Below are 21,886 nucleotides of genomic sequence, written 5' to 3' on the forward strand. Positions count from 1 at the left end.
CCCCCGGACTCCTCGTCCGGCCGGTGCGGGAGCGCCTCCCGACATCCAGAAGATTAGCACGCGGCTCAGGGTGGAATCACATCCGTTTCCCGCGGGCGGGCGGCGCGCGGACCTCGGGGGACCGGCAGTGGGACGACCGTGGTCGGAGCCACACCTTCCAGCGGCCGGGGAACGCCCGTTGTTGCGGGACACTGACAGGAGGCACCTCTACCATCCCTGTGGGGGGAGCGGCGGTGGAGCGTGTGAGCGTTGACACCGGCCCGCTGGGCAGGAGTGGGGAACCACTTGTTTTCCTGGCGCGTGGATACGATCAGTAAGCAGTACCGGAAGGATCGTGGCAAGGACCGCCGTGATCCGCCGCAGGACCTCTAGGAGGGAGGTGCACCGTGGGAGTACTCAAGAAGTTCGAGCAGCGTCTCGAGGGCTTCGTGAACGGCACCTTCGCCAAGGTGTTCAAGTCCGAGGTCCAGCCTGTGGAAATCGCGGGCGCGCTCCAGCGTGAGTGCGACAACAACGCGACCATCTGGAACCGCGACCGCACCGTCGTACCCAATGACTTCATCGTCGAGCTGAGCGGCTCGGACTTCGACCGGCTGAGCCCTTACGCGATCCAGCTCGGGGACGAGCTGGCCGGCATGGTGCGCGACTACGCGAAGCAGCAGCGCTACACCTTCATGGGCAACATCAAGGTCCATCTGGAGAAGGCCGACGATCTCGACACCGGTCTGTACCGGGTGCGCAGCCGCACGCTCGCGTCCAGCGAGTCGCAGTTCCACCAGGAGCCGCCGCAGGGCCGGCAGCAGCAGGCACCGGCCCGTCCGGCGGCCGCCGGCCAGGCCCCGTATCTCGCGCCGTCCCGCCCCGCGGGCCCGCCGCCGATGCCGGCCGGCCCACCGCCGTCCATGGGCGCACGCCAGGCCGGCCCCGCGCCGGTGACCCGGCTGCCCGGCACGGGAGCCCCGGCCGAGGCGGGTCCGGTGCGCCGCTGGATCGAGATCAACGGCACCCGGCACCAGTTCTCCCGGGCGACACTGGTGCTCGGCCGCAGCACCGAGGCGGACGTACGGGTCGACGACCCCGGAGTGTCCCGGCGCCACGCCGAGATCCGGGTCGGATCGCCTTCCGTGGTCCAGGACCTCGGATCGACAAACGGGATCGTGGTGGACGGGCAGCACACCCAGCGCGCTACGCTCCGCGACGGCTCTCGCATCGTCGTGGGGAGTACCACCATCGTGTACCGGCAAGCCGAAGGGTGAAGCGGGGGCAATGTCAGAGCTGACCCTGACGGTCATGCGGTTGGGTTTCCTCGCCGTATTGTGGCTGTTCGTCATCGTGGCCGTACAGGTCATCCGTAGCGATCTGTTCGGGACGCGGGTGACCCAGCGCGCTTCGCGGCGCGCGGAATCCGGCAACCGGCCGCCGCAGCAGCGCCAGCAGGCGCAGGCTTCCCAGCGGCAGCAGCAACCGCCGCAGAACAACCGGGCGCGACGTGGCGCCCCGACAAAGCTCGTGGTCGCCGAGGGCTCGCTTGCGGGCACCACGGTGGCCCTGCAGGGCCAGACGATCACGTTGGGCCGCGCGCACGACTCGACGATTGTGCTGGACGACGACTACGCGAGCAGCCGGCATGCCAGGATCTATCCGGACCGTGACGGCCAGTGGATCGTCGAGGACCTCGGATCCACCAACGGCACCTACATGGACCGGAACCGGCTGACCACGCCGACCCCGATCCCGCTGGGTGCCCCGATCCGCATCGGCAAGACCGTCATCGAGCTGCGGAAGTAGTCGCATCAATGGGCAAGCCCAGGGAGCACGGCCAGCGAGCGAGAGGGTGGGCAGCGTGCGGATGTACCCGGAGCCGACAGGCGAGGTGCGTATGAGTCTGTCGCTGCGCTTCGCCGCCGGTTCGCACAAGGGCATGATCCGGGAGGGCAACGAGGACTCCGGCTACGCCGGGCCCCGCCTGCTCGCGATCGCCGACGGCATGGGCGGCCAGGCCGCCGGTGAGGTCGCCTCGTCCGAGGTGATCTCCACCCTCGTGACGCTCGACGACGACATCCCCGGCTCGGACATCCTCACCTCGCTCGGCACCGCCGTGCAGCGCGCCAACGACCAACTGCGCGTCATGGTCGAGGAGGACCCCCAGCTGGAGGGCATGGGCACCACGCTCACCGCCCTGCTGTGGACCGGCCAGCGGCTCGGCCTGGTGCACGTCGGCGACTCCCGCGCGTACCTGCTGCGCGACGGCATCCTCACCCAGATCACCCAGGACCACACCTGGGTGCAGCGCCTGGTCGACGAGGGCCGGATCACCGAGGAGGAAGCCGGTACGCACCCGCAGCGCTCGCTGCTGATGCGCGCCCTGGACGGCCGCGGCCAGGTCGAGCCCGACCTGTCGGTCCGCGAGGTCCGGGCCGGTGACCGTTATCTCATCTGTTCGGACGGTTTGTCCGGCGTCGTCAGCCACCAGACCCTGGAGGACACCCTCGCGGGTTACCAGGATCCGGGCGAGACCGTGCAGCAGCTCATCCAGCTCGCGCTGCGCGGCGGCGGCCCCGACAACATCACCTGCATCGTCGCCGACGTCCTGGACATCGACGACAACGACACCCTCGCCGGCCGCCTCCACGACACCCCCGTGGTCGTCGGGGCCGTGGCCGACAGCCAGCTCCCGCTCTCCGACCCGCGGCACCTGCAGACCCCGGCCGGCCGCGCCTCCGAGCTGGGCCGCCCCCAGGCCCCCGAGGGCGCCTTCGGGCCGCCCGGCAGCGGCGACATGACGATGGCCGGCGTGCCGCTCGGCAGCTTCGGCGCCTTCGAGGGCGAGAGTGCCGACGACTGGGACAAGCCCCGCAGGTCCCGCAAGTGGCTGAAGCGCTCGGCGATCCTGGTCGTCGTCCTCGGCCTCATCGGCGGCGGCATGTACGGCGCGTACCGCTGGACCCAGACGCAGTACTACGTGGGCGTCAAGGGCAACCACGCCGCGATCTACCAGGGCATCGAGCAGAAGCTGGCCTGGATCAACCTGTCGAAGGTCCATGAGGACCGCCCCGCGATCGAACTCAAGTACCTCCCCGACTACCAGCGCAAGAACGTCGAGGACACCATCGCCGCCGGCAGCCTCGGAGACGCCCGCAGCACCGCCGACTCGCTGGAGAAGCAGGCCAAGGTCTGCCAGACCAAGGAAGCCATCGACAAGGCGGCCAAGGCCAAGGCAGCCGCCGGCAAGGCCAAGAAGACGTCGACGACGACGTCCACCGGCACGGCCAACGCCGCTTCCGGTTCGGCGTCCGCCACAGCGTCGCCGAGCGCGTCGGCCACCCCATCATCCTCGCCCAGCACCACCCTCTCCCCGGAGGACCAGACGCTGGCCCAGCAGTGCCCCAGCGGCCAGTAGCAGTCCCAGGAGGGGGCGGTACGCCACCATGTCCGTCATCAGCAACACCACGACCATCACGTCCGTAGGCGCGCCGAGCCGGCGCAACACCGAGCTGGCACTGCTGGTCTTCGCCGTCGTCATCCCGGTCTTCGCGTACGCCAACGTGGGCCTGGCGATGAACGGCAAACTGCCGTCCGGCATGCTCAGTTACGGCCTCGGGCTCACCGCGCTCGCGGCCGTGGCGCATCTCACGGTACGCAAGTTCGCCCCCTACGCCGACCCGTTGCTGCTCCCTCTGGTGACGCTGCTCAACGGCATCGGTCTGGTGTTCATCTGGCGGCTGGACCAGTCCCCGCGGCTCATCCAGCGGGCCAAGACCCTCTACGGCGCGTTCAGCCCCGACACCCCCAAGCAGCTGCTGTTCTCGGCCGTGGGCGTGGCGCTCTTCGTCGCGGTGCTGGTGCTCCTGAAGGACCACCGCATCCTGCAGCGGTACACGTACATCTCCATGGTGGTGGCGCTGGTGCTACTGATCATGCCGGTGTTCTTCCCCGCGGTGAACGGCGCCAAGATCTGGATCAGCATCCCCGGCGTCGGCACCATCCAGCCCGGCGAGTTCGCGAAGATCATCATTTCGGTCTTCTTCGCCGGCTATCTGATGGTCAAGCGCGACGCCCTGGCCCTGGCCAGCCGCCGCTTCATGGGCCTGTACCTGCCGCGTGGCCGCGACCTCGGACCGATCCTGGTGGTCTGGGGCATGTCCATCCTGATCCTGGTCTTCGAGACCGACCTCGGCACCTCGCTGCTGTTCTTCGGCCTCTTCATCGTCATGCTGTACGTGGCCACCGAGCGCACCAGCTGGATCTTCTTCGGCCTGCTGATGTCCGCGGCCGGAGCGGTGGGCGTCGCCACGTTCGAACCGCACGTCCAGGAACGCGTGAGCGCTTGGCTCGACCCCTTCGCCGCGTTCCAGGCCGGCACCAGCGACCAGGTGGCCCAGGCCCTGATGTCGTTCGGCTCCGGCGGCATCTTCGGCACCGGCCTCGGCCAGGGCAACTCCGACCTGATCGGCTTCGCCGCCAACTCGGACTTCATCCTCGCCACCGTCGGTGAGGAGCTGGGCCTCGCCGGGCTGATGGCCTTCCTGCTGATCTACGGGCTGATCGTCGAGCGCGGGGTCCGCACCGCCCTCGCCGCCCGTGACCCCTTCGGGAAGCTGCTGGCCATCGGCCTCTCCGGGGCCTTCGCCCTCCAGGTCTTCGTCGTCGCCGGTGGTGTCATGGGGCTCATCCCGCTCACCGGTATGACCATGCCGTTCGTCGCGGCCGGCGGTTCGTCCGTGATCGCCAACTGGGCGCTGGTCGGCATCCTGCTGCGGATCAGCGACACCGCCAGAAGGCCCGCCCCCGCGCCCGCCCCGTCCCCCGATGCCGAGCCGACCCAGGTGGTTCGAGTCCAGTGAACAAGCCCCTGCGCCGAGTCGCCATCTTCTGCGGTCTGCTCGTCCTCGCCCTGCTCATCAGGGCCAACTACGTCCAGTTCGTACAGGCCGACTCGCTCAAGAACAACGTGCACAACCGCCGTGTCGCCATCAACCAGTACGCCAACCCGCGCGGCGACATCATCGTCGACGGCAAGGCGGTCACCGGTCACACCGCGACCAACGGCAGCGACTTCAAGTACAAGGCGACCTTCAAGAACGGCTCCATGTGGGCCCCGGTCACCGGTTACGCCTCGCAGGCCTTCGGCACCAGCATGCTCGAAGGCGTCGAGGACAAGGTCCTGACCGGCGACGACGACCGGCTCTTCTTCAACCGGACCATCGACATCCTGTCCGGCAAGAAGAAGCAGGGCGGCGACGTCGTCACCACCCTGAACGCCGCCGCCCAGAAGGCCGCCTTCGACGGACTCGGCAGCAAGAAGGGCGCCGTCGCCGCGATCGACCCCCGGACCGGTGCCATCCTCGCGCTGGCCAGCACGCCCTCGTACGACCCCTCGACCTTCGCCGGGAACTCGACCACGGACTCCAAGAACTGGAACCAGCTCAAGGACGACAAGGACGAGCCCATGCTCAACCGGGCGCTCCGCCAGACCTACCCGCCCGGCTCGGCCTTCAAGGTCGTCACGGCGGCGGCGGCCCTGGAGAACGGCCTGTACACCAGCATCGACGAGAAGACCGACTCGCCGGTGCCGTACACCCTGCCGAACACCACGACCGAGCTGAAGAACGAGGGCAACATCCCCTGCGAGAACGCCACGCTGCGGATCGCCCTCCGTTACTCCTGCAACACGGTCTTCGGCAAGATCGGCGCGGACCTCGGCCGCGACAAGATGGCCGCGGAGGCCGAGAAGTTCGGCTTCAACGACGAGCTGTTCGTCCCGGTGCGCGCGGCCAAGAGCAACTTCTCCACCACCATGGACAAGCCGCAGACCGCGCTCTCCTCGATCGGCCAGTTCGAGACCGCGGCCACCCCGCTGCAGATGGCCATGGTGGCGTCGGCGGTCGCGAACGACGGCAAGCTCATGGAGCCGTACCTGGTGCAGAAGCTTCAGGCGGCGAACAACAGCGTCATCGAGCAGCACACGGACAAGACCTACTCCCAGCCGCTCAGCTCGGCGAACGCACAGAAGCTTCAGGCGATGATGGAGACGGTGGTGAAGTCCGGCACCGGAACCAACGCGCAGATCTCCGGCGTCACGGTCGGTGGCAAGACCGGCACCGCCCAGCACGGTGTGAACAATGACAAGAACCCGTACGCCTGGTTCATCTCGTACGCCAAGACCGACAGTGGCTCGCCGGTCGCGGTCGCCGTGGTGGTCGAGGACGGTTCCGCCAACCGCGGTGACATCTCCGGTGGCGGCCTGGCCGCCCCGATCGCCAAGAAGGTCATGGAGGCCGTCCTGAACAAGTGATGCCGGTCACGCCGTACTGAGGTATGTGGACGTCCTGCGTGCGTCGCGATACCGGTCGGATATCGGCTGCCGGTCTGCGCCAGGGTCGGCACAGCACGACGGGTACGGTATGCCCGAGCAGCCACACGGACGGTTAAGGAAGGGCTAGCGCTATGGAAGAGCCGCGTCGCCTCGGCGGCCGGTACGAGCTGGGCTCGGTGCTCGGCCGCGGTGGGATGGCCGAGGTCTACCTCGCCCATGACACCCGGCTCGGCCGCACCGTCGCCGTGAAGACGCTCCGGGTGGACCTCGCCCGCGATCCGTCCTTCCAGGCCCGGTTCCGCCGTGAGGCCCAGTCGGCCGCCTCCCTGAACCACCCCTCCATCGTCGCTGTGTACGACACCGGCGAGGACTACGTCGACGGCGTCTCCATCCCGTACATCGTCATGGAGTACGTCGACGGTTCCACCCTGCGTGAGCTGCTGCACTCCGGCCGCAAGCTGCTGGCCGAGCGCTCCCTGGAGATGACCAGCGGCATCCTCCAGGCCCTGGAGTACTCGCACCGCTCCGGGATCGTCCACCGGGACATCAAGCCCGCGAACGTCATGCTGACGCGCACCGGCCAGGTCAAGGTCATGGACTTCGGCATCGCCCGCGCCATGGGCGACTCCGGCATGACCATGACGCAGACCGCCGCCGTCATCGGCACCGCCCAATACCTCTCCCCGGAGCAGGCCAAGGGCGAGCAGGTCGACGCGCGCTCGGACCTGTATTCGACGGGCTGCCTGCTCTACGAGCTGCTGACGGTGCGGCCGCCCTTCGTGGGCGACTCCCCGGTCGCGGTCGCGTACCAGCACGTACGCGAGGAGCCGCAGCCGCCGAGTGTGTACGACCCCGAGGTCACCCCCGAGATGGACGCCATCGTCCTCAAGGCCCTGACCAAGGACCCCGACTACCGCTACCAGTCCGCCGACGAGATGCGCGCCGACATCGAGGCCTGCCTCGACGGCCAGCCCGTCGCCGCCACCGCCGCCATGGGCGCCGTCGGCTACGGCGGGTACGGCGGCTACGGCTCCGACGCCCCCACCACCGCCCTCCCGCCCCAGCAGGACGCCGGCACCTCCATGCTGCCGCCGCTGCGCGAGGAGGACGGCGGCTACGGCTACGACGAGCGCCCCGACCGGCGCCGCCAGCCCAAGAAGAACCACACCTCGACCATCCTGCTCGTCGTCGCGGGCATCCTGGTCCTGGTCGGCGCGATCTTCATGGGCAAGGCGCTGTTCACGGGCAACAACGCGAACGACACGATCACCGTGCCGCAGTTCATCGGCGCGACACAGACCGAAGCCAAGGACCGGGCCACCAACGCCAGCATCACCATCGCGTGGGGCCCCACGGTGTTCTGCGACGACCAGGACAAGGGCAAGGTCTGCAAGCAGTCCGCCGACGCCAACACCAAGATCTCCAAGAGCGAGACCATCACCCTGAACCTCTCCAAGGGCCCCACCCAGGTCGCCGTCGCCGACGTGACCGGCAAGACCCAGGACGAGGCCACGACCATCCTCGAGAACGCGGGCTTCACGGTCGTGCCCAAGGAAAAGACGACCACCAGCGCCGACCCGGGCACCGTCCTGTCCCAGAACCCCAAGGGCAACAGCAAGGCCGACAAGGGCGCGACCGTCACCATCACGGTCGCCAAGGCGCCGACGAAGATCACGCTTCCCAACGTGCTCAACACGAACGTCGACGACGCGAAGAAGCTCATCGCGAAGGCGGGGTTCACCAACGTCACGGTGACCACCGAGGCCAACAGCGCCTCCGCGAACACCGTGATCGCGCAGACGCCCGACGGCAACGCCGACTACACCCCCGACACGGCCATCACCCTGACCGTCTCCAGCGGCCCGAGCCAGACGACCGTGCCCAGCGTCGTCGGCCAGACGGTCAAGCAGGCCAAGCAGGCCCTGCAGGCGGCGGGCTTCAACAACATCGCCTTCGCCAACGGCAGCTCCTCCGACGACAACGCCCTCGTCTCCGCCCAGGACCCGGGCGGTAACAGCCAGGCCGACCCGACCAGCCAGACGGTCACCCTCACCACCGTGGGCGGCAACGGCAACAACGGTGGCTTCATCGGCGGCAACGGCGGCTAGCGCCGGCCGGCCGAACAGCGCGAAAAGGGGGGCCGCGGACATCACGTCCGCGGCCCCCCTTCGCCGTGTGTCAGCCCAGTTCCTTCGGCGGCGTGCGGTCCGCGTCGACCTTCTGCGTACGGACCAGCTGGGCCCAGACGATGTAGCGGTAGCGGGAGGTGTAGACCGGCGTGCAGGTGGTGAGGGTGATGTAGCGACCGGCCTTCTTCTTGCCGCTCTCCTTGGGGATCTGGTTGATGACCTTGACGTTGTACTTCGAGGTCTCGGGAAGGATCTTGTAGACCTTGTAGACGTACCAGGTGTCGCGGTCCTCGAAGACGACCGGGTCGCCGTTCTTGATCTTGTCGATGTTGTGGAACTTCGCACCGTGGCCGTCGCGGTGCGCGGCGAGCGTGAAGTTACCCGTCCTGTCCCACGGCATGGCCGACTTCACGGGGTCGGTGTAGTAGCCGGCGACGCCCTCGTTGAGGACGTCGGTGGAGGTGCCCTTCTTCACCAGGAGCTCGAAACCCTTGCCCATGGCGGGGACGTGGAGGAAGCCGATGCCGTCCTTGGTGTCGAGCCGGCCGGGCTTGCTGTCGCCGGAGCCGGAGGAGGTGGCCCAGTCGTGGCGGACGGCGTCGGAGGCCTTCTTGGCCTGGCGGTCCGCTATGACGTTGGTCCACCACAGCGAGTAGACGACGAAGAGGCCGAGGATCAGCCCGGCGGTGATGAGGAGTTCGCCTGTCGCGCTGATCGTCGCGGCGACCCTGCTCCAGGTGCGGCGGCGCGGCGGCGGCGCGACCTCGCTGTCCTGACCGTGATCCGTCGTTGTCACCGCTCGCGCCCCGATCGCCGTACGTAGGTCATTGGACCAGCGCGTCGGGCTTCCCCTCGCTGCGCGGTCGTTCCTCGACCATCTTGCCCCACACGATCAGCCGGTACTTGCTGGTGAACTCCGGCGTACAGGTGGTGAGTGTGATGTACCGGCCCGCCGTGGTGAAGCCGGATCCGGTCGGGATCGGGTTGATCACCGAGGTGTTGGCGGGGGAGGTGGACGGGAGGGTGCTGGTGACCTCGTAGGTGTAGTACGTGCTCTCGGTCTCGACGACGACCTTGTCGCCCTTGACCAGCTTGTTGATGTAGCGGAACGGTTCGCCATGGGTGTTGCGGTGGGCGGCGAGCGCGAAGTTGCCCGTCTTGTCCCATGGCATGGCGGTTTCCTGCTTGCCGGAGTAGTGGCCGACCATGCCCTTGTCGAGGACCTTGTGCTTGTCGGTGCCTTCGGCGATGGGGGCCTTCACGTCGAGCTTGGGCAGGTAGATGATCGCGAAGCCCTCGCCGGGGGAGAAGGTGCCGGGGTCGCGGTTGGAGCTCTTGCTGCCGTCCCACTGCTTCTCGAGGTTCTTGGTGGCGCCGCCGGCCTCCTGGTGGGCGAGGACGTTGGTCCACCAGAGCTGGTAGGTGACGAAGAGCAGCATCAGCACGCCGATGGTGATGAAGATCTCACCCAGCACCCGGCTGGCGATGACCGCCGGGCTCTCCTTCGCCGCCTTCGCCGCCCTGCGGGCCTCCATACGGGACCGGGGGGCCGCCGCGGCCACCTCTGCCGCCTCTGCCGCCCCTGCTGCCTCTGTGGCGGGTTTGGCCGCTCCGGCCGCCCTTCGCCCCCGGCCACCCCGTCGTGTGGCCTCCTGGGCGGCTTTACGGCGCGCGGCGCGGCCGCCGTCGGGCGGCGGGACCGGGGCTTCCGGCTCGGGCTCGGCCGCGGGCTCCCGTACGGAGTCCGGTACGGCCTCCGTACCGGGGTCGAGCAGCGGCATGGCGGCGGTTTCGCCGGGGGCTCCGGCCGCCCGGCGGCGGGCGGTGGCCCGTTCGGCTTCGGATACGGGCTGCTGGCGGGGCAGGATCCGGGCGCCGGCGGGGAGTTGCTGCTCGGCGGGGGCGTAGTACTGGGCGTCGTAGGGCGCCTCGGACGCGGACTCGTACGCGCCCCGGTACGGCTGCGCCGACGCGGGCTGCTGCGGTTGCTGCGGCTCCGGCTGCTGGCGGAACCAGGGCGAGCCGTCCTGCGCCACCGGAGCCGCAGCCGGAACCGGAGTCTGGGCCGGAGTCGTGACCTGCCCCGGCAGCGGATCGCTGAGCGGATCGGTCAAGTGTTCGACGGCGGCGGCGAATTCGGCGGTGTCGCCGAAGTGACGGCGCTCCGCCGCCATGTCACACCCCGGCCTTACCGACCACGGGCGCGAGGCCCGCAGAGCGCTCGACGGCACCCGGATCGCCGCATTCCACGAGCCAGTTGGCGAGCATGAGATGGCCCCACTCGGTGAGTACGGACTCGGGATGGAACTGGACGCCCTCGACCCGGGCCGTGCGGTGCCGCAGGCCCATGATGATGCCGTTGTCGGTCCAGGCCGTGACCTGCAACTCCTCGGGCACCGTGTCCCGTTCGACCGCCAGTGAGTGGTACCGGGTCGCGGTGAACGGCGTCGGCAGCCCGGCGAAGACCCCGGCGCCCTCGTGCGTGACCAGCGAGGTCTTGCCGTGCAGCAGCTCGGGTGCGCGGTCCACCACGCCTCCGTACGCCACCGCCATGGACTGCAGGCCGAGGCAGACACCGAAGACCGGGACGTCGGTGGCGGCGCAGTGCCGGACCATGTCGACGCAGACCCCGGCCTCCTCGGGCGTACCGGGGCCGGGGGAGAGCAGGACGCCGTCGAAGCCGTCCTGGGCGTGGGCGAGCGCGACCTGGTCGTTGCGCAGCACCTCGCACTCGGCGCCGAGCTGGTAGAGGTACTGGACCAGGTTGAAGACGAAGCTGTCGTAGTTGTCCACGACGAGAATCCGTGCGGTGCGTGCGGTCATCGGACGGCTGCCATCCCCTGGTCGACCGTAACGTCATTGAACGGGAGCAGTGGCTCCGCCCAGGGGAAAACGTACTGGAAGAGCACGTATATGACGGCCAGAACCAGCAGGAGCGAGATCAGCGCCCTCACCCACACGTTGCCCGGCAGATGCCGCCAGATCCAGCCGTACATGCGATGCGCTGCCCTTCGTTCCGGGTTTCCGGTCCAAGATTAGCCGGACAAGCTGTCCGGCATGCCGTCCTCCACAGGCTGGGTCGCCGCCAGGTGTCCCCAGGCGATCAGCCGGTGACTGTGGCCCCACTCGGGCTCACAGGTGGTCAGCGTCAGATACCGCCCCGGCGCCGTGAAGCCGGACTTGACCGGCACGGGGTCGATGACGCCGATGTCCGACGGGACGGTCTTGTAGGGGCCCCGGTCGATCTCGTACGTGTACCAGGTGGTGCCGTCGGTGAGGACGACCTTGTCGCCCCTGCGCAGGGTGGGGAAGTCCTTGAAGGGGTCGCCATACGTGCGGCGGTGGCCGGCGACCGCGAAGTTCCCCGTCGCGCCGAGCCGCGCGGTGGCGGCGTAGTGGCCGAGGCCCTTCTTGAGGGTGCCGGTCCCGGTGCCCTGGAGGACCGGCTTGTGCCAGTCGCGGCCGAGCCGGGGGATGTACATGACGGCGAAGGCGGTGCCGTCCCGATAGGCGGGCTGCCGCGGGGCGGTCGCGGTCGCGGTCGCGGTGGGAGACGCCGTCGGCGTGGCCGCGGGAGAGGCCGTCGCCGTCGAGATGGGTTGACCGGCCCACTGGTCCTGAAGCCGGCTGATCTCGTGGTCCATGGAGGTGTCGGCCCGTACGCCGGTCCAGAACAGGACGTAGACCACGAAGAGAACGATGACCGCGCCCACGGTGATGCACAGTTCGCTGACCGTGCGCACCAGCAGTCGCAGGCGCACCGGTCATCACCCCCGTCACCCCACAGGCTTGGCGTAATGCAGGTCCACTGTGCCGGAGTAGCCGGGAAGAGTCACCCGCCCGGAGTCCTCGACTTTCCAGCCGAGCCCGTAGGCGGTGACGTACTGCAGGTAGTTCTGGATGGCCGGGCTGTCGTCCAGCGCCTTGTGCAGCTTGGCCTGGTCACCCACAGCGGTGATCTTGTAGGGCGGTGAGTAGACGCGGCCCTGGAGGATCAGGGTGTTGCCGACGCAGCGTACGGCGCTGGTGGAGATCAGCCGCTGGTCCATGACCTGGATGCCGGTCGCGCCGCCCGCCCACAGGGCGTTCACCACGGCCTGGAGGTCCTGCTGGTGGATGACCAGGTCGTTGGGCTGCGGGTCGGGCACGCCGGGGATCAGGGGCGTGGCGTTGGGCGGGGCGTCGTTGAGGGTGACGGCGACCGCGGGGCCGGTGAGCTTCTTGGTGCCGGCCGCCTTGCTCAGCGCGTCGATCCTCTTGCGGGTGGCGTCGCTGACACCGCTGTCGGCGTGGGCGAGCTGGTCGACATCGCTCCGCAGGCCGGAGAGCCCGGTCTCCAGGTCGGCGTTCTGTTTGCTTTTCTCCTGGATCCGGTCCGAGAGTCGCAGGAGGGGGGCGTCGGTGCGGATGTCGACGCCCTTGGCGGTGTCGAAACTCATCCAGAAGATCAGTCCGGCGAGCGCGAACACGCCCGCGCTCAGGGTACGAAGCACCATAGAACGGACAGAGTGACGGGCGGAGGAGGTGTCGCCGGAATCGCTCACCTAGCCTTATCTCCTTCCAACCCGAGGAAGCACTACGCTAACGGACGCCTGGCGGCGGTAGTGTCCCCTTCCCCGCCTCGCATGATCACACCACCCCGCGCGGTTACGCAGCGCATCGACAGGAGAGTCCCTCGTGCCGAAGTCACGGATCCGCAAGAAGGCCGACTTCACCCCGCCGCCGGCGAAGACGACAGCCATAAAGCTCAAGAGCGGCCGCAGCTGGGTCGCCCCGATGATGCTGGCGTTCTTCCTCATCGGGCTGGCCTGGATCGTCGTGTTCTATGTGTCGGCCACCAAGCTGCCCATCGACGCGCTCGGCAACTGGAACATCGTGGTCGGCTTCGGCTTCATCGCGGGCGGGTTCGTCGTCTCGACGCAGTGGAAGTAGCCAGTTATCCACAGGGCTGTCCACAGTGTTGAAAAGGTCGCATGATCTGTGGATAACCACTACCAGGTTGACGCCGGTGTGACCGGTGGTCCGGTGTACGGGCCACCGGTCATTCATTGATCTTGCAGGGAAAACGCGTTCGGATCCGCTGGTCTGCGGCGCTCCCAGCGGCCCCGCACGCCATGCACAGGACGGCCTACCCTCTGTGGATAACGTCAGATCAACGCCACCGGTTACGGCCTCCGGGCGAACGGTCAGCCCGTGATCCGGGCCAGCGCGACCGCCGTCACCGCGACCACTGCCACCAGCACCGCCGCGCAGGTACCCCACTGCACCAGGCGCCGCCGCTGCCGGGGCGCGTACGCCATCCCTATGGCGACCAGCGTGCCCGTCACCAGCCCGCCGATGTGGCCCTGCCAGCTGATGCCGGACCAGGTGAAGGTGAAGAGCAGGTTGAGCCCGAGCAGGATCAGCACCGGCCGCAGATCCTGCCGCAGCCGCTTCATGAACACCGCTGTCGCCCCGAACAGGCCGAAGATCGCCCCGGAGGCGCCCAGCGTCCCCGCATTGGGTGCCAGCAGCAGCACCAGGGCGCTGCCGCCCAGGCCCGAGATCAGATAGAGGGCCAGATAGCGTGCCCGCCCGAGCACGGTCTCCAAGGGCCCGCCGATCCACCACAGCGCGAGCATGTTGAAGGCGATGTGGGCGATCTCCTTGTGCAGGAAGACCGAGCTGAGCAGCCGGTACCACTGGTCGGGCCCCTCGGCGGTCCAGGGCCCCCACAGGATCAGGTCGTTCTCGAGGTTGCCGCCGAAGGCGTTCACGGCCAGGAAGACCGCGACGTTCAGCCCGATGATGATCTTGGTGAGCAGTCGGGGGTCGGCCGCGAGGCTGCCGCCCGCCATGGTGCGCGGCTCCGGCATCGACTGGCGGCCCTCCCGGACACACTCCGGGCACTGGAAGCCCACCGAGGCGCTGACCATGCACTCAGGGCAGATCGGCCGCTCGCAGCGCGTGCACCGTATGCCGGTCTCCCGGTCCGGGTGGCGGTAGCAACAGACCGTCTGTTCCATCATGTCCTGGCCTCATCCCTCTGCGAAGGCTCGCCCACAAGAACTCGCCCCGCCCGTCATACGCGCGGGCGGGGCGATTCGGTTCCCGAAGCGGGCTACTAGCGGCGCTCGACCACGACGGACTCGATGACCACGTCCTGCAGCGGGCGGTCGGTGCGCGGGTTGGTCGGGGTGGCGATGATCCCGTCCACGACCTTCTGGCTGGCCGGGTCGGCGACCTCACCGAAGATCGTGTGCTTGTTGGTCAGCCACGCGGTCGGGGAGACCGTGATGAAGAACTGCGAGCCGTTGGTGCCCGGCCCTGCGTTGGCCATGGCCAGCAGGTACGGCTTGTTGAAGCTGAGGTCCGGGTGGAACTCGTCGCCGAACTTGTAGCCCGGGCCGCCGGTGCCGTTGCCCAGCGGGTCACCGCCCTGGATCATGAAGCCGGAGATGACACGGTGGAAGACCGTGCCGTCGTACAGCTTCGCGTTGGACGGCTTGCCGGTCTTCGGGTCGGTCCACTCGCGGGTGCCCTCGGCGAGCTCGACGAAGTTCTTCACGGTCTTCGGCGCGTGGTCCGGGAAGAGCCGGATCACGATGTCCCCGTGGTTGGTCTTCAGGGTGGCGTAAAGCTGCTCGGCCACGATCTACCTTCCATAGTCTTCAATGACAGGGACAAATCCTCGCACGCCTCGGCTTCCGGTGAGTAACCATCGCGCGGAAGCCCCCTCCGTGGCATTGTCGGTAGGAGTTCCCGACAGCTCCCCTTGCTCCGCACCTGCCCTGCCTTGACCCGTATGCCCGCGCGCGAATGCCGGATGCCGTACTGACGGGCATGATTTCAAACCGGGTGGAAAGGCGACCTACAGTACGCCACCGAGGAGGAGGTTCTCGTGACCCGCATCGACAGCGTGCGCCACGCAGCCGACAGGACGAAGGACAGCGTGCGGCACGCCGCGGACGTGGTGGCGCCGTATGCGAGCACGGCCAAGGACAGTGCCGCACACTACGCGGACGAAGCCCGGCAGCGACTGGCGCCGAAGGTGTCGACGGCCGCCCAGCAGGCCCGGGCGACGGCCCGCACGCAGTACGACGCGCATCTGGCGGCGCGCGTCGACCAGGCCCGTGACCAGGCCCTCGCGGCGGTGCCGCCGGGGGTGCAGCAGGCCGCGTCGACAGCCGCCGACCGGACCCGTAAGACCGCCCGGCAGGCCGCCGAGTACGCGGCGCCGCGCGTCGAGCAGGCGGTGACGCAGGTTCGCGCCGCCGCCGGTCCGGCCCGTGAGGAGGCGGTCACCAGGAGCGCGGCGGCGGTCGCCGCGCTGCGCAGCCATGTGACGGCCACCGACATCGAGAAGCTGGACCGCCGGCTCGCCCGCCGGTCCAGGAACGGCCGGATCGCCAAGCGGCTGGGCTTGCTCGGCATCATCGGCGGGGCGGGTTTCGCCGCCTGGCGCTGGTGGAGCAAGCAGACCCACCCCGACTGGCTGGTCGAGCCGGCCCCCGCCACGGAGGTCTCCGACCGGTCATCGCTCAACGGCGGTGTCTCCGCCGACGCCTCGCTCGGCCAGGTCGACGGCTCCCCCGTCGACGCCCTCGACCCCGAGGTGCAGGCCAAGCAGGCCGAGGAGGAAGCCGCCGAGCGCCGTGGCCGCGGCGAGACGTACCCGTAGCAGGCCACTGGCGTGCAGCCGCCGTACAAAGGTCCGCCCCTGCGCCGATGAGGCGCGGGGGCGGTTCGCCTGCGGCCCGCCGGTATCAGGCCGGAACAACTTCGGGCTCCTCCTCCGGCACGTCGATGACAGCCGGCACCGAGCGCAGGGTGAACAGCGCCGCCACCGCTCCGGCCGCGATGAGCGCCGCGCCGGCCAGAGTCGTGACCTGGATGCTGTGGCAGAAGGCCTGGTAGGCCGCCTGGGCCACCGCCGGGCCGCCCTGGGCCGCGCCGCTGACCGAGTCCCGGGCCGCGTGCGCGGCGTCGGCCGGGACGCCGGCGGACAGGTCGAGTGAGCCCCGGTAGACCGCGGTGAGCACGGAGCCGAGCACCGCGACGCCGAGTGCGCCGCCCAGCTCCATCGCGGTTTCGGAGATCGCGGCGGCCGCGCCGGTGCGTTCCTTGGGGGCGCTGGCCAGGATCGTGTCGGAGGTGACCGAGATGATCAGGATGATGCCGACGCCGTTGACGAGCAGCGGCGCGAAGATCTGCGCCCAGTAGTTGGCGTCCGGGGTGCTCGCCCGGCCCAGCACGGCGGTGCTGACCGCCAGCACCGTCAGCCCGAGGGCGACCACCTTCGCCCGTCCGATCCTGGGGATCAGCACCGATGCGAGAGGCGCCGCGAAGACCGCCGCCAGCGGGCCGGGCAGCAGGGCGAGGCCCGCCGTCAGCGGTGACCAGCCCCGCACCACCTGGAAGTAGAGCGAGAAGGCCAGCGACAGGGTCGACGAGGCGAAGATCATCACCAGGTTGGAGCCGACCGCCCCGCTGAAGGCCGGGTTACGGAACAGCCGCACGTCGATCAGCGGCTCGGCCACCCGGGTCTGCCGGCGCCCGAAGAGCAGCAGGGCAACCGCACCGACTGCCGCGGCGGCCCACACCTGGCCCTCGTCGAAGCCGTCCCGCGCACCGGTCTTGATCGCATAGATCACGCCGAGCAGTCCGACGATCGACAGCGGAACGCTCACCCAGTCCAGCCGCCCCGGCCTCGGGTTGCGCGACTCCGGCAGCACCACGGCCCCGGCGATCAGCACGACCACCATCACCGGCACGTTGATCAGGAAGACCGAGCCCCACCAGAAGTGGTCCAGCAGCAGGCCGCCGACCACCGGGCCGAGCGCGAAGCTGGCGGCGCCGAGCCCGCCGCTCAGGCCCATCGCGGTCGTGCGCTCCCTGGGGTCGGTGAAGGCGTGGCGCACGATGGACAGCGTCGAGGGCATGATCATCGCGCCGGCGACGCCGAGCAGCGCCCGCCCGGCGATCAGCAGCTCGGGGCTGGTCGCGTACGAGGTGAGCAGCGAGGCCGCGCCGAAGGCGGCAGCACCGATCATCGCCAGCCGCTTCCGGCCGAAGCGGTCGCCCAGGTTGCCCATGACCACGAGCAGGGCGCCCATCACGAAGGCGTAGATGTCGGCGATCCAGAGGATCTCGGTGCTGGACGGGTTCAGGTCCTTCACCAGCGAGGGGATGGCGTAGTTGAGGACGCTGTTGTCGATGCCGAGCAGCATCCCGGCCAGGCAGCACACCACCAGCGCCGCCCAGCGGCGGGGGTTCAGGGTTTCGTTGGATGTCGTCGTCATGCCCGTCACAGTGCGCGTGCCCGCTGACCGTCCGCGTACCGCTGTCTGACCGCCGCTGACCGCTGCTGACCGCTGCTGACCGCTGCTGACTGCCGCTGACCGCTGCGGGCACGGCCTTACAGCGGGTCGGTCAGCGCCTGGAGCGCCTGCTCCCGGCCGAGCTCCGCCCCGCGCGCGAAGGCGGCCTCGTACGCGGCTTCGCCGAGCGCGGCGCGCGCCCCGTCCGCCGTACGCAGGGCGTCCGGGTCGGAGAGGAGGTCGCGCTCGCGCAGCGCACGGCACATGCCCAGCAGTTCGGCGGCCCGCAGCGGGTCGCCCTCCAGCAGGGCCAGCCCGCCGAAGGTCTCGGCGGCGACGGCTCCTGCGAGCGGTACATAGCGGGCGTGGTCGAGGGAGACCGCCTCGGGGTAGTACGTACGGGCCCGCGCTGCGTCGCCCTCCGCGACGGCGATCCGGATGAGAGCACCGAGTACGGCGGCGCGGGTGCTGTTGCTGGAGAAGTAGCCGGCCGGGCACTCGGTCAGTGCCCGCTCGCAGAGACTGCGTGCCTCGGGGAGGTCGCCCCGGAGCCGGGCGGACTCCGCCAGGCCCAGGTGGGCACGGGCCGCGAACTCGGGTGTCCCTGCCCTGCGGGCCAGCTCGGCGGCCCGCAGCCCGTCCGCGCGCGCCGCATCGTGTTGCCCGGCCCTCACGCCGAACCCGGCGCGCTGGCTGAGCAGTTCGGCCATGTCCTGGAGGGCGTCGAGCTCGGTGGCGAGGGTCAGTGCCTCGTCGGTCAGGTCGATGGCGCGCGCCAGGTCGCCCCGATGGCCGGAGATGTCGGACAGCACGCTCAGGGAGGTGATGATCCCCCAGCGGTCGCCGAGCTCCCGGAAGGAGGCGAGGGATTCGCCGACCTCCCGCTCGGCGGCATCGGGGTCGACCTCCACCAGCCACCTCTGGAAGCCGGCGCCGAGCCGGGCCAGTGCTCTGAGCCACGGATGGTCCTCGGCCGCCAGGAAGGCGTCCAGCAGCTCGTTCGCCGCCGCCGGGTCCTCGGGGACCCCGGCGAAGGGCGCCCAGATCACCGTGAGGACGGGGTACTGGCGGGAAATCCTGCCGATCCGCTCGAGGATCGCCGCGGCCGCCGCGACATGCTCGGCGTACTCGTCCGGATCCGGCAGGTCGGACACCGCCGCCAGCACGCACAGCGCGTACTCCTCGTCCCGGCCCGCCGGGGCCTTGGGTCCGATCGCGGCCAGCACCTGCCGGGCGGGCGCCGCGCCCTCGTAACGCACTCCGCGCAGCAGCCAGTACGACGACAGAGCGGCGATCATCCGCAGGGCTCGCGCCGTGTCGGCCGCCGCGACGGCCCGGCGCAGCACCGCGTGCAGGTTGTCGTGGTCGGCGGCGAGCACCCGCAGCCAGTGCACCTGCTCGGCCCGCCGCATGTACTGGTCGGCGGTCAGCGCCAGGCCTATGAAGTACTCGGCGTGGGCGACGCGCAGCGCCTCCTCCTCACCGGCTTCGGCGAGCCGCTCGGCCCCGTACACCCGGATGGTCTCCAGGAGCCGGTAACGCAGCGAGTCGCTCCCATCGGGGCGGTAGGCCACGACGAGGGATTTGTCGACGAGGGAGTCGATCAGATCGAGCACGTCGGATTCCTCGATGCCCTCGTCCCCGTCCGGGCAGACCGCCTCCGCCGCCGCGAGCGTCCAGCCGCCGGCGAAGACCGAGGCCCGGCGCAGCACCGCCCGCTCGTCATCGGTCAGCAGGTCCCAGCTCCAGTCGACGACTCCGCGCAGCGTCCGCTGCCGTGGCTGGGCGGTACGGCTGCCGCGGGAGAGCAGCCGGAAGCGGTCGTCCCTGCCGAGCCGTTCGGCGATCTCGGCGGCGGTCAGGGAGCGCAGCCGGGCGGCGGCCAGTTCGATGGCGAGCGGCATCCCGTCCAGGGCCGTGCAGATGGCCCGTACCGCCTCCGTCTCGCCCGCCGGGTCGAAGTCCGGCCGTACGGCGGCGCCTCGCTCGGCGAAGAGCTGGGCAGCGGTGGTGCCGGGCAGCGGCGCCAGCGGGCACAGCGTCTCGCCGGTGATACCGAGCGCCTCCCGGCTCGTGGCGAGGATACGGACCGCTCCGCAGGCAGTGAGCAGAGCAGCGGCGAACCGGGCGGCGGCGGCCACCAGATGCTCGCAGTTGTCCAGGACCAGCAGCAGGTCGCGATCCGCCAGCGCCGCCGTGAGCCGGGCCAGAGGATCGGGCGCCCCGCCGTCCCGGCCGCCGCCGGACGGCGGAAGCAGCCCCGCCTCGCGCAGGCCCAACACCCCGGCGACCGCCTGCGGTACGTCCCCGCCGTCGGTCAGCGCGGACAGGTCGACGAAGCAGGCCTCACCGGGATGGCGGTCGGCGGCCTCGACGGCCGTACGGGTCTTGCCCGCGCCGCCGGGGCCGATGAGTGTGACGAGCCGGGCCTCACCGAGGAGGGAGCCGATCCGGGTCAGCTCCTCGTCGCGGCCGACGAAACTGGTGAGCTGGGCGGGCAGCGTGTGGGCGTGGGTGTGCCGGACGGCGGATGTTTCACGTGAAACACCCGTGTGGTCGCCTCGCAGCACCGCCAGATGCGCCTCGGCCAGCTCCGCCCCCGGGTCGGCGCCCAGCGATTCGGCGAGCTCCCGCCGCGCCTCCTCGTAGACCCGCAGCGCCTCGGACTGCCGCCCGCAGCTGTACAGCGCCCGCATCAACTGCGCCCGCAGCCGCTCCCGCAGCGGATACTCCGCGATCAGCTCCCGCAGCTCGGCGACCAGCTCCAGATGCCGGTGCGCGTCCAGCGCCAGTTCGGCGGCGATACGGTCCTCCACCGCAGCGATCCGCAGCTCCTCCAACCGCGTCACCTGCGGCCCCGCGAAGGGCGCGTAACCCACATCCGCCAGGGCCGAGCCACGCCACAGCCCCAGCGCTTCCCTCAACAGCCCTGCCGCCCGCGCCGGTTCGCCTGCCGCCAACGCGTCCCGGCCCTGCTGCGAGAGCCGCTCGAAGCGGTGCACGTCGATCTCGTCGGCGGGGATCGCCAGCCGGTATCCGGCGGGATGGTTCTCGATGGGCGCCCGCAGCGCCGACCGCAGCCGCGACACCTGCGACTGCAGCGCGTTGGCCACCCCGGCCGGCGGGTCCTCCCCGTACAGCCCGTCGATCAGCCGCCCGACGGTGACGATCCGTCCCGCCTCCAGCAGCAGCATGGCCAGCAGCGCACGCCGTCCCGGACCGCCCACGGCAGCCGCGCTGCCGTCAGCCAGCCGCGCCTGCGTCTCCCCCAGGATGCCGAACCGCACGCCGTGATTCTTCCGCACGCCTCACCGCCCCCGCAGTCGGATAGAAGCGGCCAGGCCGCGCAAACGACGAGGGCGAGTCCTGTTCGCGCTTGCGGACAGGACTCGCCCTCGTACTCGTGGAGCCTAGGGGAGTCGAACCCCTGACATCTGCCATGCAAAGACAGCGCTCTACCAACTGAGCTAAGGCCCCGTGCCGCAGACCAGGGTACCGGGTGCGGCGGCGATCACCGACCGAGTATCGGGGTCCGTAGGATGGTTTGCAAGATTCGCAGCCGCAAAGAAGAGTCTCCCGGGAGCGTGCATGGACACATCGCCGCAGGACGCCACCATGCGCGCGCAGGAGCTGCAGCGAGGCTGGTACGGGGAGCCGTTGGGAGATCTGTTCCGGCGGCTGATCGGCGACCTGGGGCTCAACCAGTCACGGCTGGCGGGGGTGCTCGGGCTGTCGGCGCCGATGCTGTCGCAGCTGATGAGCGGGCAGCGGGCGAAGATCGGCAACCCGGCGGTGGCGCAGCGGCTGCAGGCGCTGCAGGAGCTGGCCGGGCAGGTCGCGGACGGGTCCCTGACGTCCGTGCAGGCGGCGGCGCGGATGGCGGAGATCCGGCAGTCGGAGGGGTCGTCGCTGCTCGCCACCGGGCACAGCACCTCCTCCGGTGAGCGGCTGCCGCCCGCGCGACGGGTCGTACGGGAGATCCAGTCGCTGCTGCGGTCGGTCGCCTCCGCCGAGGAGATCACGCAAGCTGCCGACTCCCTCGCCCCGGACCACCCCCAACTGGCAGAGTTCCTCCGTGTGTACGGCGCCGGGCGCACCGATGACGCGGTGAGCCACTTCGAGGCGCATCAGGACTGACGACG

Annotated in this window: 19 protein-coding genes and 1 tRNA gene; 9 read left to right on the forward strand and 11 right to left on the reverse strand. The window is 69.9% G+C overall.

Annotated features, from left to right (window positions below):
- Window positions 1-386 precede the first annotated feature (386 nt).
- The 6 genes from ACFXJ5_RS05865 to pknB all read left to right on the forward strand — a co-directional run bounded on the left by ACFXJ5_RS05865 (window position 387) and on the right by pknB (window position 8,424).
- Window positions 387-1,256: an FhaA domain-containing protein gene (locus tag ACFXJ5_RS05865; protein WP_384627380.1), complete on the forward strand. Its 870-nt coding sequence runs from the start codon at window positions 387-389 to the stop codon at window positions 1,254-1,256.
- A 10-nt stretch (window positions 1,257-1,266) separates the two neighbouring features.
- Window positions 1,267-1,788: an FHA domain-containing protein FhaB/FipA gene (locus tag ACFXJ5_RS05870; protein WP_384627383.1), complete on the forward strand. Its 522-nt coding sequence runs from the start codon at window positions 1,267-1,269 to the stop codon at window positions 1,786-1,788.
- A 61-nt stretch (window positions 1,789-1,849) separates the two neighbouring features.
- Window positions 1,850-3,400 carry a PP2C family protein-serine/threonine phosphatase gene (locus ACFXJ5_RS05875; protein ID WP_384628332.1) on the forward strand — a complete coding sequence of 517 codons (1,551 nt, stop codon included), beginning with the start codon at window positions 1,850-1,852 and terminating at the stop codon, window positions 3,398-3,400.
- 28 nt (window positions 3,401-3,428) lie between these two features.
- The gene (locus ACFXJ5_RS05880) at window positions 3,429-4,844 is read left to right on the forward strand and encodes an FtsW/RodA/SpoVE family cell cycle protein (RefSeq protein ID WP_384627386.1); all 1,416 of its coding nucleotides are present in this window, start codon (window positions 3,429-3,431) and stop codon (window positions 4,842-4,844) included.
- On the forward strand, window positions 4,841-6,295 hold the full coding sequence (locus ACFXJ5_RS05885; protein WP_384627388.1) for a peptidoglycan D,D-transpeptidase FtsI family protein: 1,455 nt from the start codon (window positions 4,841-4,843) through the stop codon (window positions 6,293-6,295). Before ACFXJ5_RS05880 ends, ACFXJ5_RS05885 begins: the two co-directional genes overlap by 4 nt.
- 152 nt (window positions 6,296-6,447) lie before the next feature.
- Window positions 6,448-8,424 (forward strand): Stk1 family PASTA domain-containing Ser/Thr kinase, encoded by a 1,977-nt coding sequence (gene pknB / locus ACFXJ5_RS05890; RefSeq protein WP_384627391.1) that lies wholly within the window; start codon window positions 6,448-6,450, stop codon window positions 8,422-8,424.
- Between the two features lie 70 nt (window positions 8,425-8,494).
- On the opposite strand, the gene ACFXJ5_RS05895 is transcribed toward pknB, so the two are convergent.
- From ACFXJ5_RS05895 to ACFXJ5_RS05920, 6 genes are read right to left on the reverse strand one after another with little or no spacing between them, the layout of a single operon-like run.
- Window positions 8,495-9,241, reverse strand: a complete 747-nt coding sequence (locus ACFXJ5_RS05895) for a class E sortase (RefSeq protein WP_384627393.1) — start codon at window positions 9,239-9,241, stop codon at window positions 8,495-8,497.
- 28 nt (window positions 9,242-9,269) lie between these two features.
- A complete protein-coding gene (locus ACFXJ5_RS05900; RefSeq protein WP_384627396.1) occupies window positions 9,270-10,619 on the reverse strand; it encodes a class E sortase in 1,350 nt (449 codons plus the stop codon).
- 1 nt (window position 10,620) lies between these two features.
- Window positions 10,621-11,268, reverse strand: coding sequence for an aminodeoxychorismate/anthranilate synthase component II (locus ACFXJ5_RS05905; protein WP_384627399.1), 648 nt, complete (start codon window positions 11,266-11,268; stop codon window positions 10,621-10,623).
- Window positions 11,265-11,441 (reverse strand): hypothetical protein, encoded by a 177-nt coding sequence (locus ACFXJ5_RS05910; protein ID WP_384627401.1) that lies wholly within the window; start codon window positions 11,439-11,441, stop codon window positions 11,265-11,267. The genes ACFXJ5_RS05905 and ACFXJ5_RS05910 overlap by 4 nt, the downstream gene beginning before the upstream one ends.
- 39 nt (window positions 11,442-11,480) lie before the next feature.
- Window positions 11,481-12,206 (reverse strand): class E sortase, encoded by a 726-nt coding sequence (locus ACFXJ5_RS05915; protein WP_384627404.1) that lies wholly within the window; start codon window positions 12,204-12,206, stop codon window positions 11,481-11,483.
- Between the two features lie 15 nt (window positions 12,207-12,221).
- Window positions 12,222-12,941, reverse strand: a complete 720-nt coding sequence (locus tag ACFXJ5_RS05920) for a DUF881 domain-containing protein (RefSeq protein ID WP_384627406.1) — start codon at window positions 12,939-12,941, stop codon at window positions 12,222-12,224.
- 181 nt (window positions 12,942-13,122) lie between these two features.
- Here ACFXJ5_RS05920 and crgA point away from each other — a divergent pair, with 181 nt between their 5' ends.
- The gene (crgA, locus tag ACFXJ5_RS05925; RefSeq protein ID WP_127354748.1) at window positions 13,123-13,377 is read left to right on the forward strand and encodes a cell division protein CrgA; all 255 of its coding nucleotides are present in this window, start codon (window positions 13,123-13,125) and stop codon (window positions 13,375-13,377) included.
- 254 nt (window positions 13,378-13,631) lie between these two features.
- On the opposite strand, the gene ACFXJ5_RS05930 is transcribed toward crgA, so the two are convergent.
- Both ACFXJ5_RS05930 and ACFXJ5_RS05935 read right to left on the reverse strand, forming a co-directional pair.
- Entirely contained in the window at window positions 13,632-14,453 is an 822-nt protein-coding gene (locus tag ACFXJ5_RS05930; RefSeq protein ID WP_384627409.1) for a rhomboid family intramembrane serine protease, read from the reverse strand.
- 95 nt (window positions 14,454-14,548) lie between these two features.
- The gene (locus ACFXJ5_RS05935; RefSeq protein ID WP_384627412.1) at window positions 14,549-15,076 is read right to left on the reverse strand and encodes a peptidylprolyl isomerase; all 528 of its coding nucleotides are present in this window, start codon (window positions 15,074-15,076) and stop codon (window positions 14,549-14,551) included.
- 249 nt (window positions 15,077-15,325) lie between these two features.
- On the opposite strand from ACFXJ5_RS05935, the gene ACFXJ5_RS05940 reads away from it, so the two are divergent.
- Window positions 15,326-16,105, forward strand: a complete 780-nt coding sequence (locus ACFXJ5_RS05940) for a DUF5324 family protein (protein ID WP_384627415.1) — start codon at window positions 15,326-15,328, stop codon at window positions 16,103-16,105.
- An 85-nt stretch (window positions 16,106-16,190) separates the two neighbouring features.
- Here ACFXJ5_RS05940 and ACFXJ5_RS05945 read toward each other — a convergent pair whose 3' ends face one another.
- The 3 genes from ACFXJ5_RS05945 to ACFXJ5_RS05955 form a co-directional block, all read right to left on the reverse strand.
- A complete protein-coding gene (locus ACFXJ5_RS05945; protein ID WP_384627418.1) occupies window positions 16,191-17,726 on the reverse strand; it encodes an MFS transporter in 1,536 nt (511 codons plus the stop codon).
- Window positions 17,727-17,842: 116 nt separating this feature from the next.
- Window positions 17,843-21,031, reverse strand: a complete 3,189-nt coding sequence (locus tag ACFXJ5_RS05950) for a BTAD domain-containing putative transcriptional regulator (protein WP_384627421.1) — start codon at window positions 21,029-21,031, stop codon at window positions 17,843-17,845.
- Between the two features lie 117 nt (window positions 21,032-21,148).
- Window positions 21,149-21,221 (reverse strand) — tRNA-Ala (locus ACFXJ5_RS05955).
- A gap of 111 nt (window positions 21,222-21,332) precedes the next feature.
- Between ACFXJ5_RS05955 and ACFXJ5_RS05960 the strand changes: the two genes are divergently transcribed.
- Window positions 21,333-21,881, forward strand: coding sequence for a helix-turn-helix domain-containing protein (locus ACFXJ5_RS05960; protein ID WP_384627424.1), 549 nt, complete (start codon window positions 21,333-21,335; stop codon window positions 21,879-21,881).
- Window positions 21,882-21,886: the final 5 nt, after the last annotated feature.

This window comes from Streptomyces sp. NPDC059373 (assembly GCF_042751495.1).
GTDB lineage: Bacteria > Actinomycetota > Actinomycetes > Streptomycetales > Streptomycetaceae > Actinacidiphila.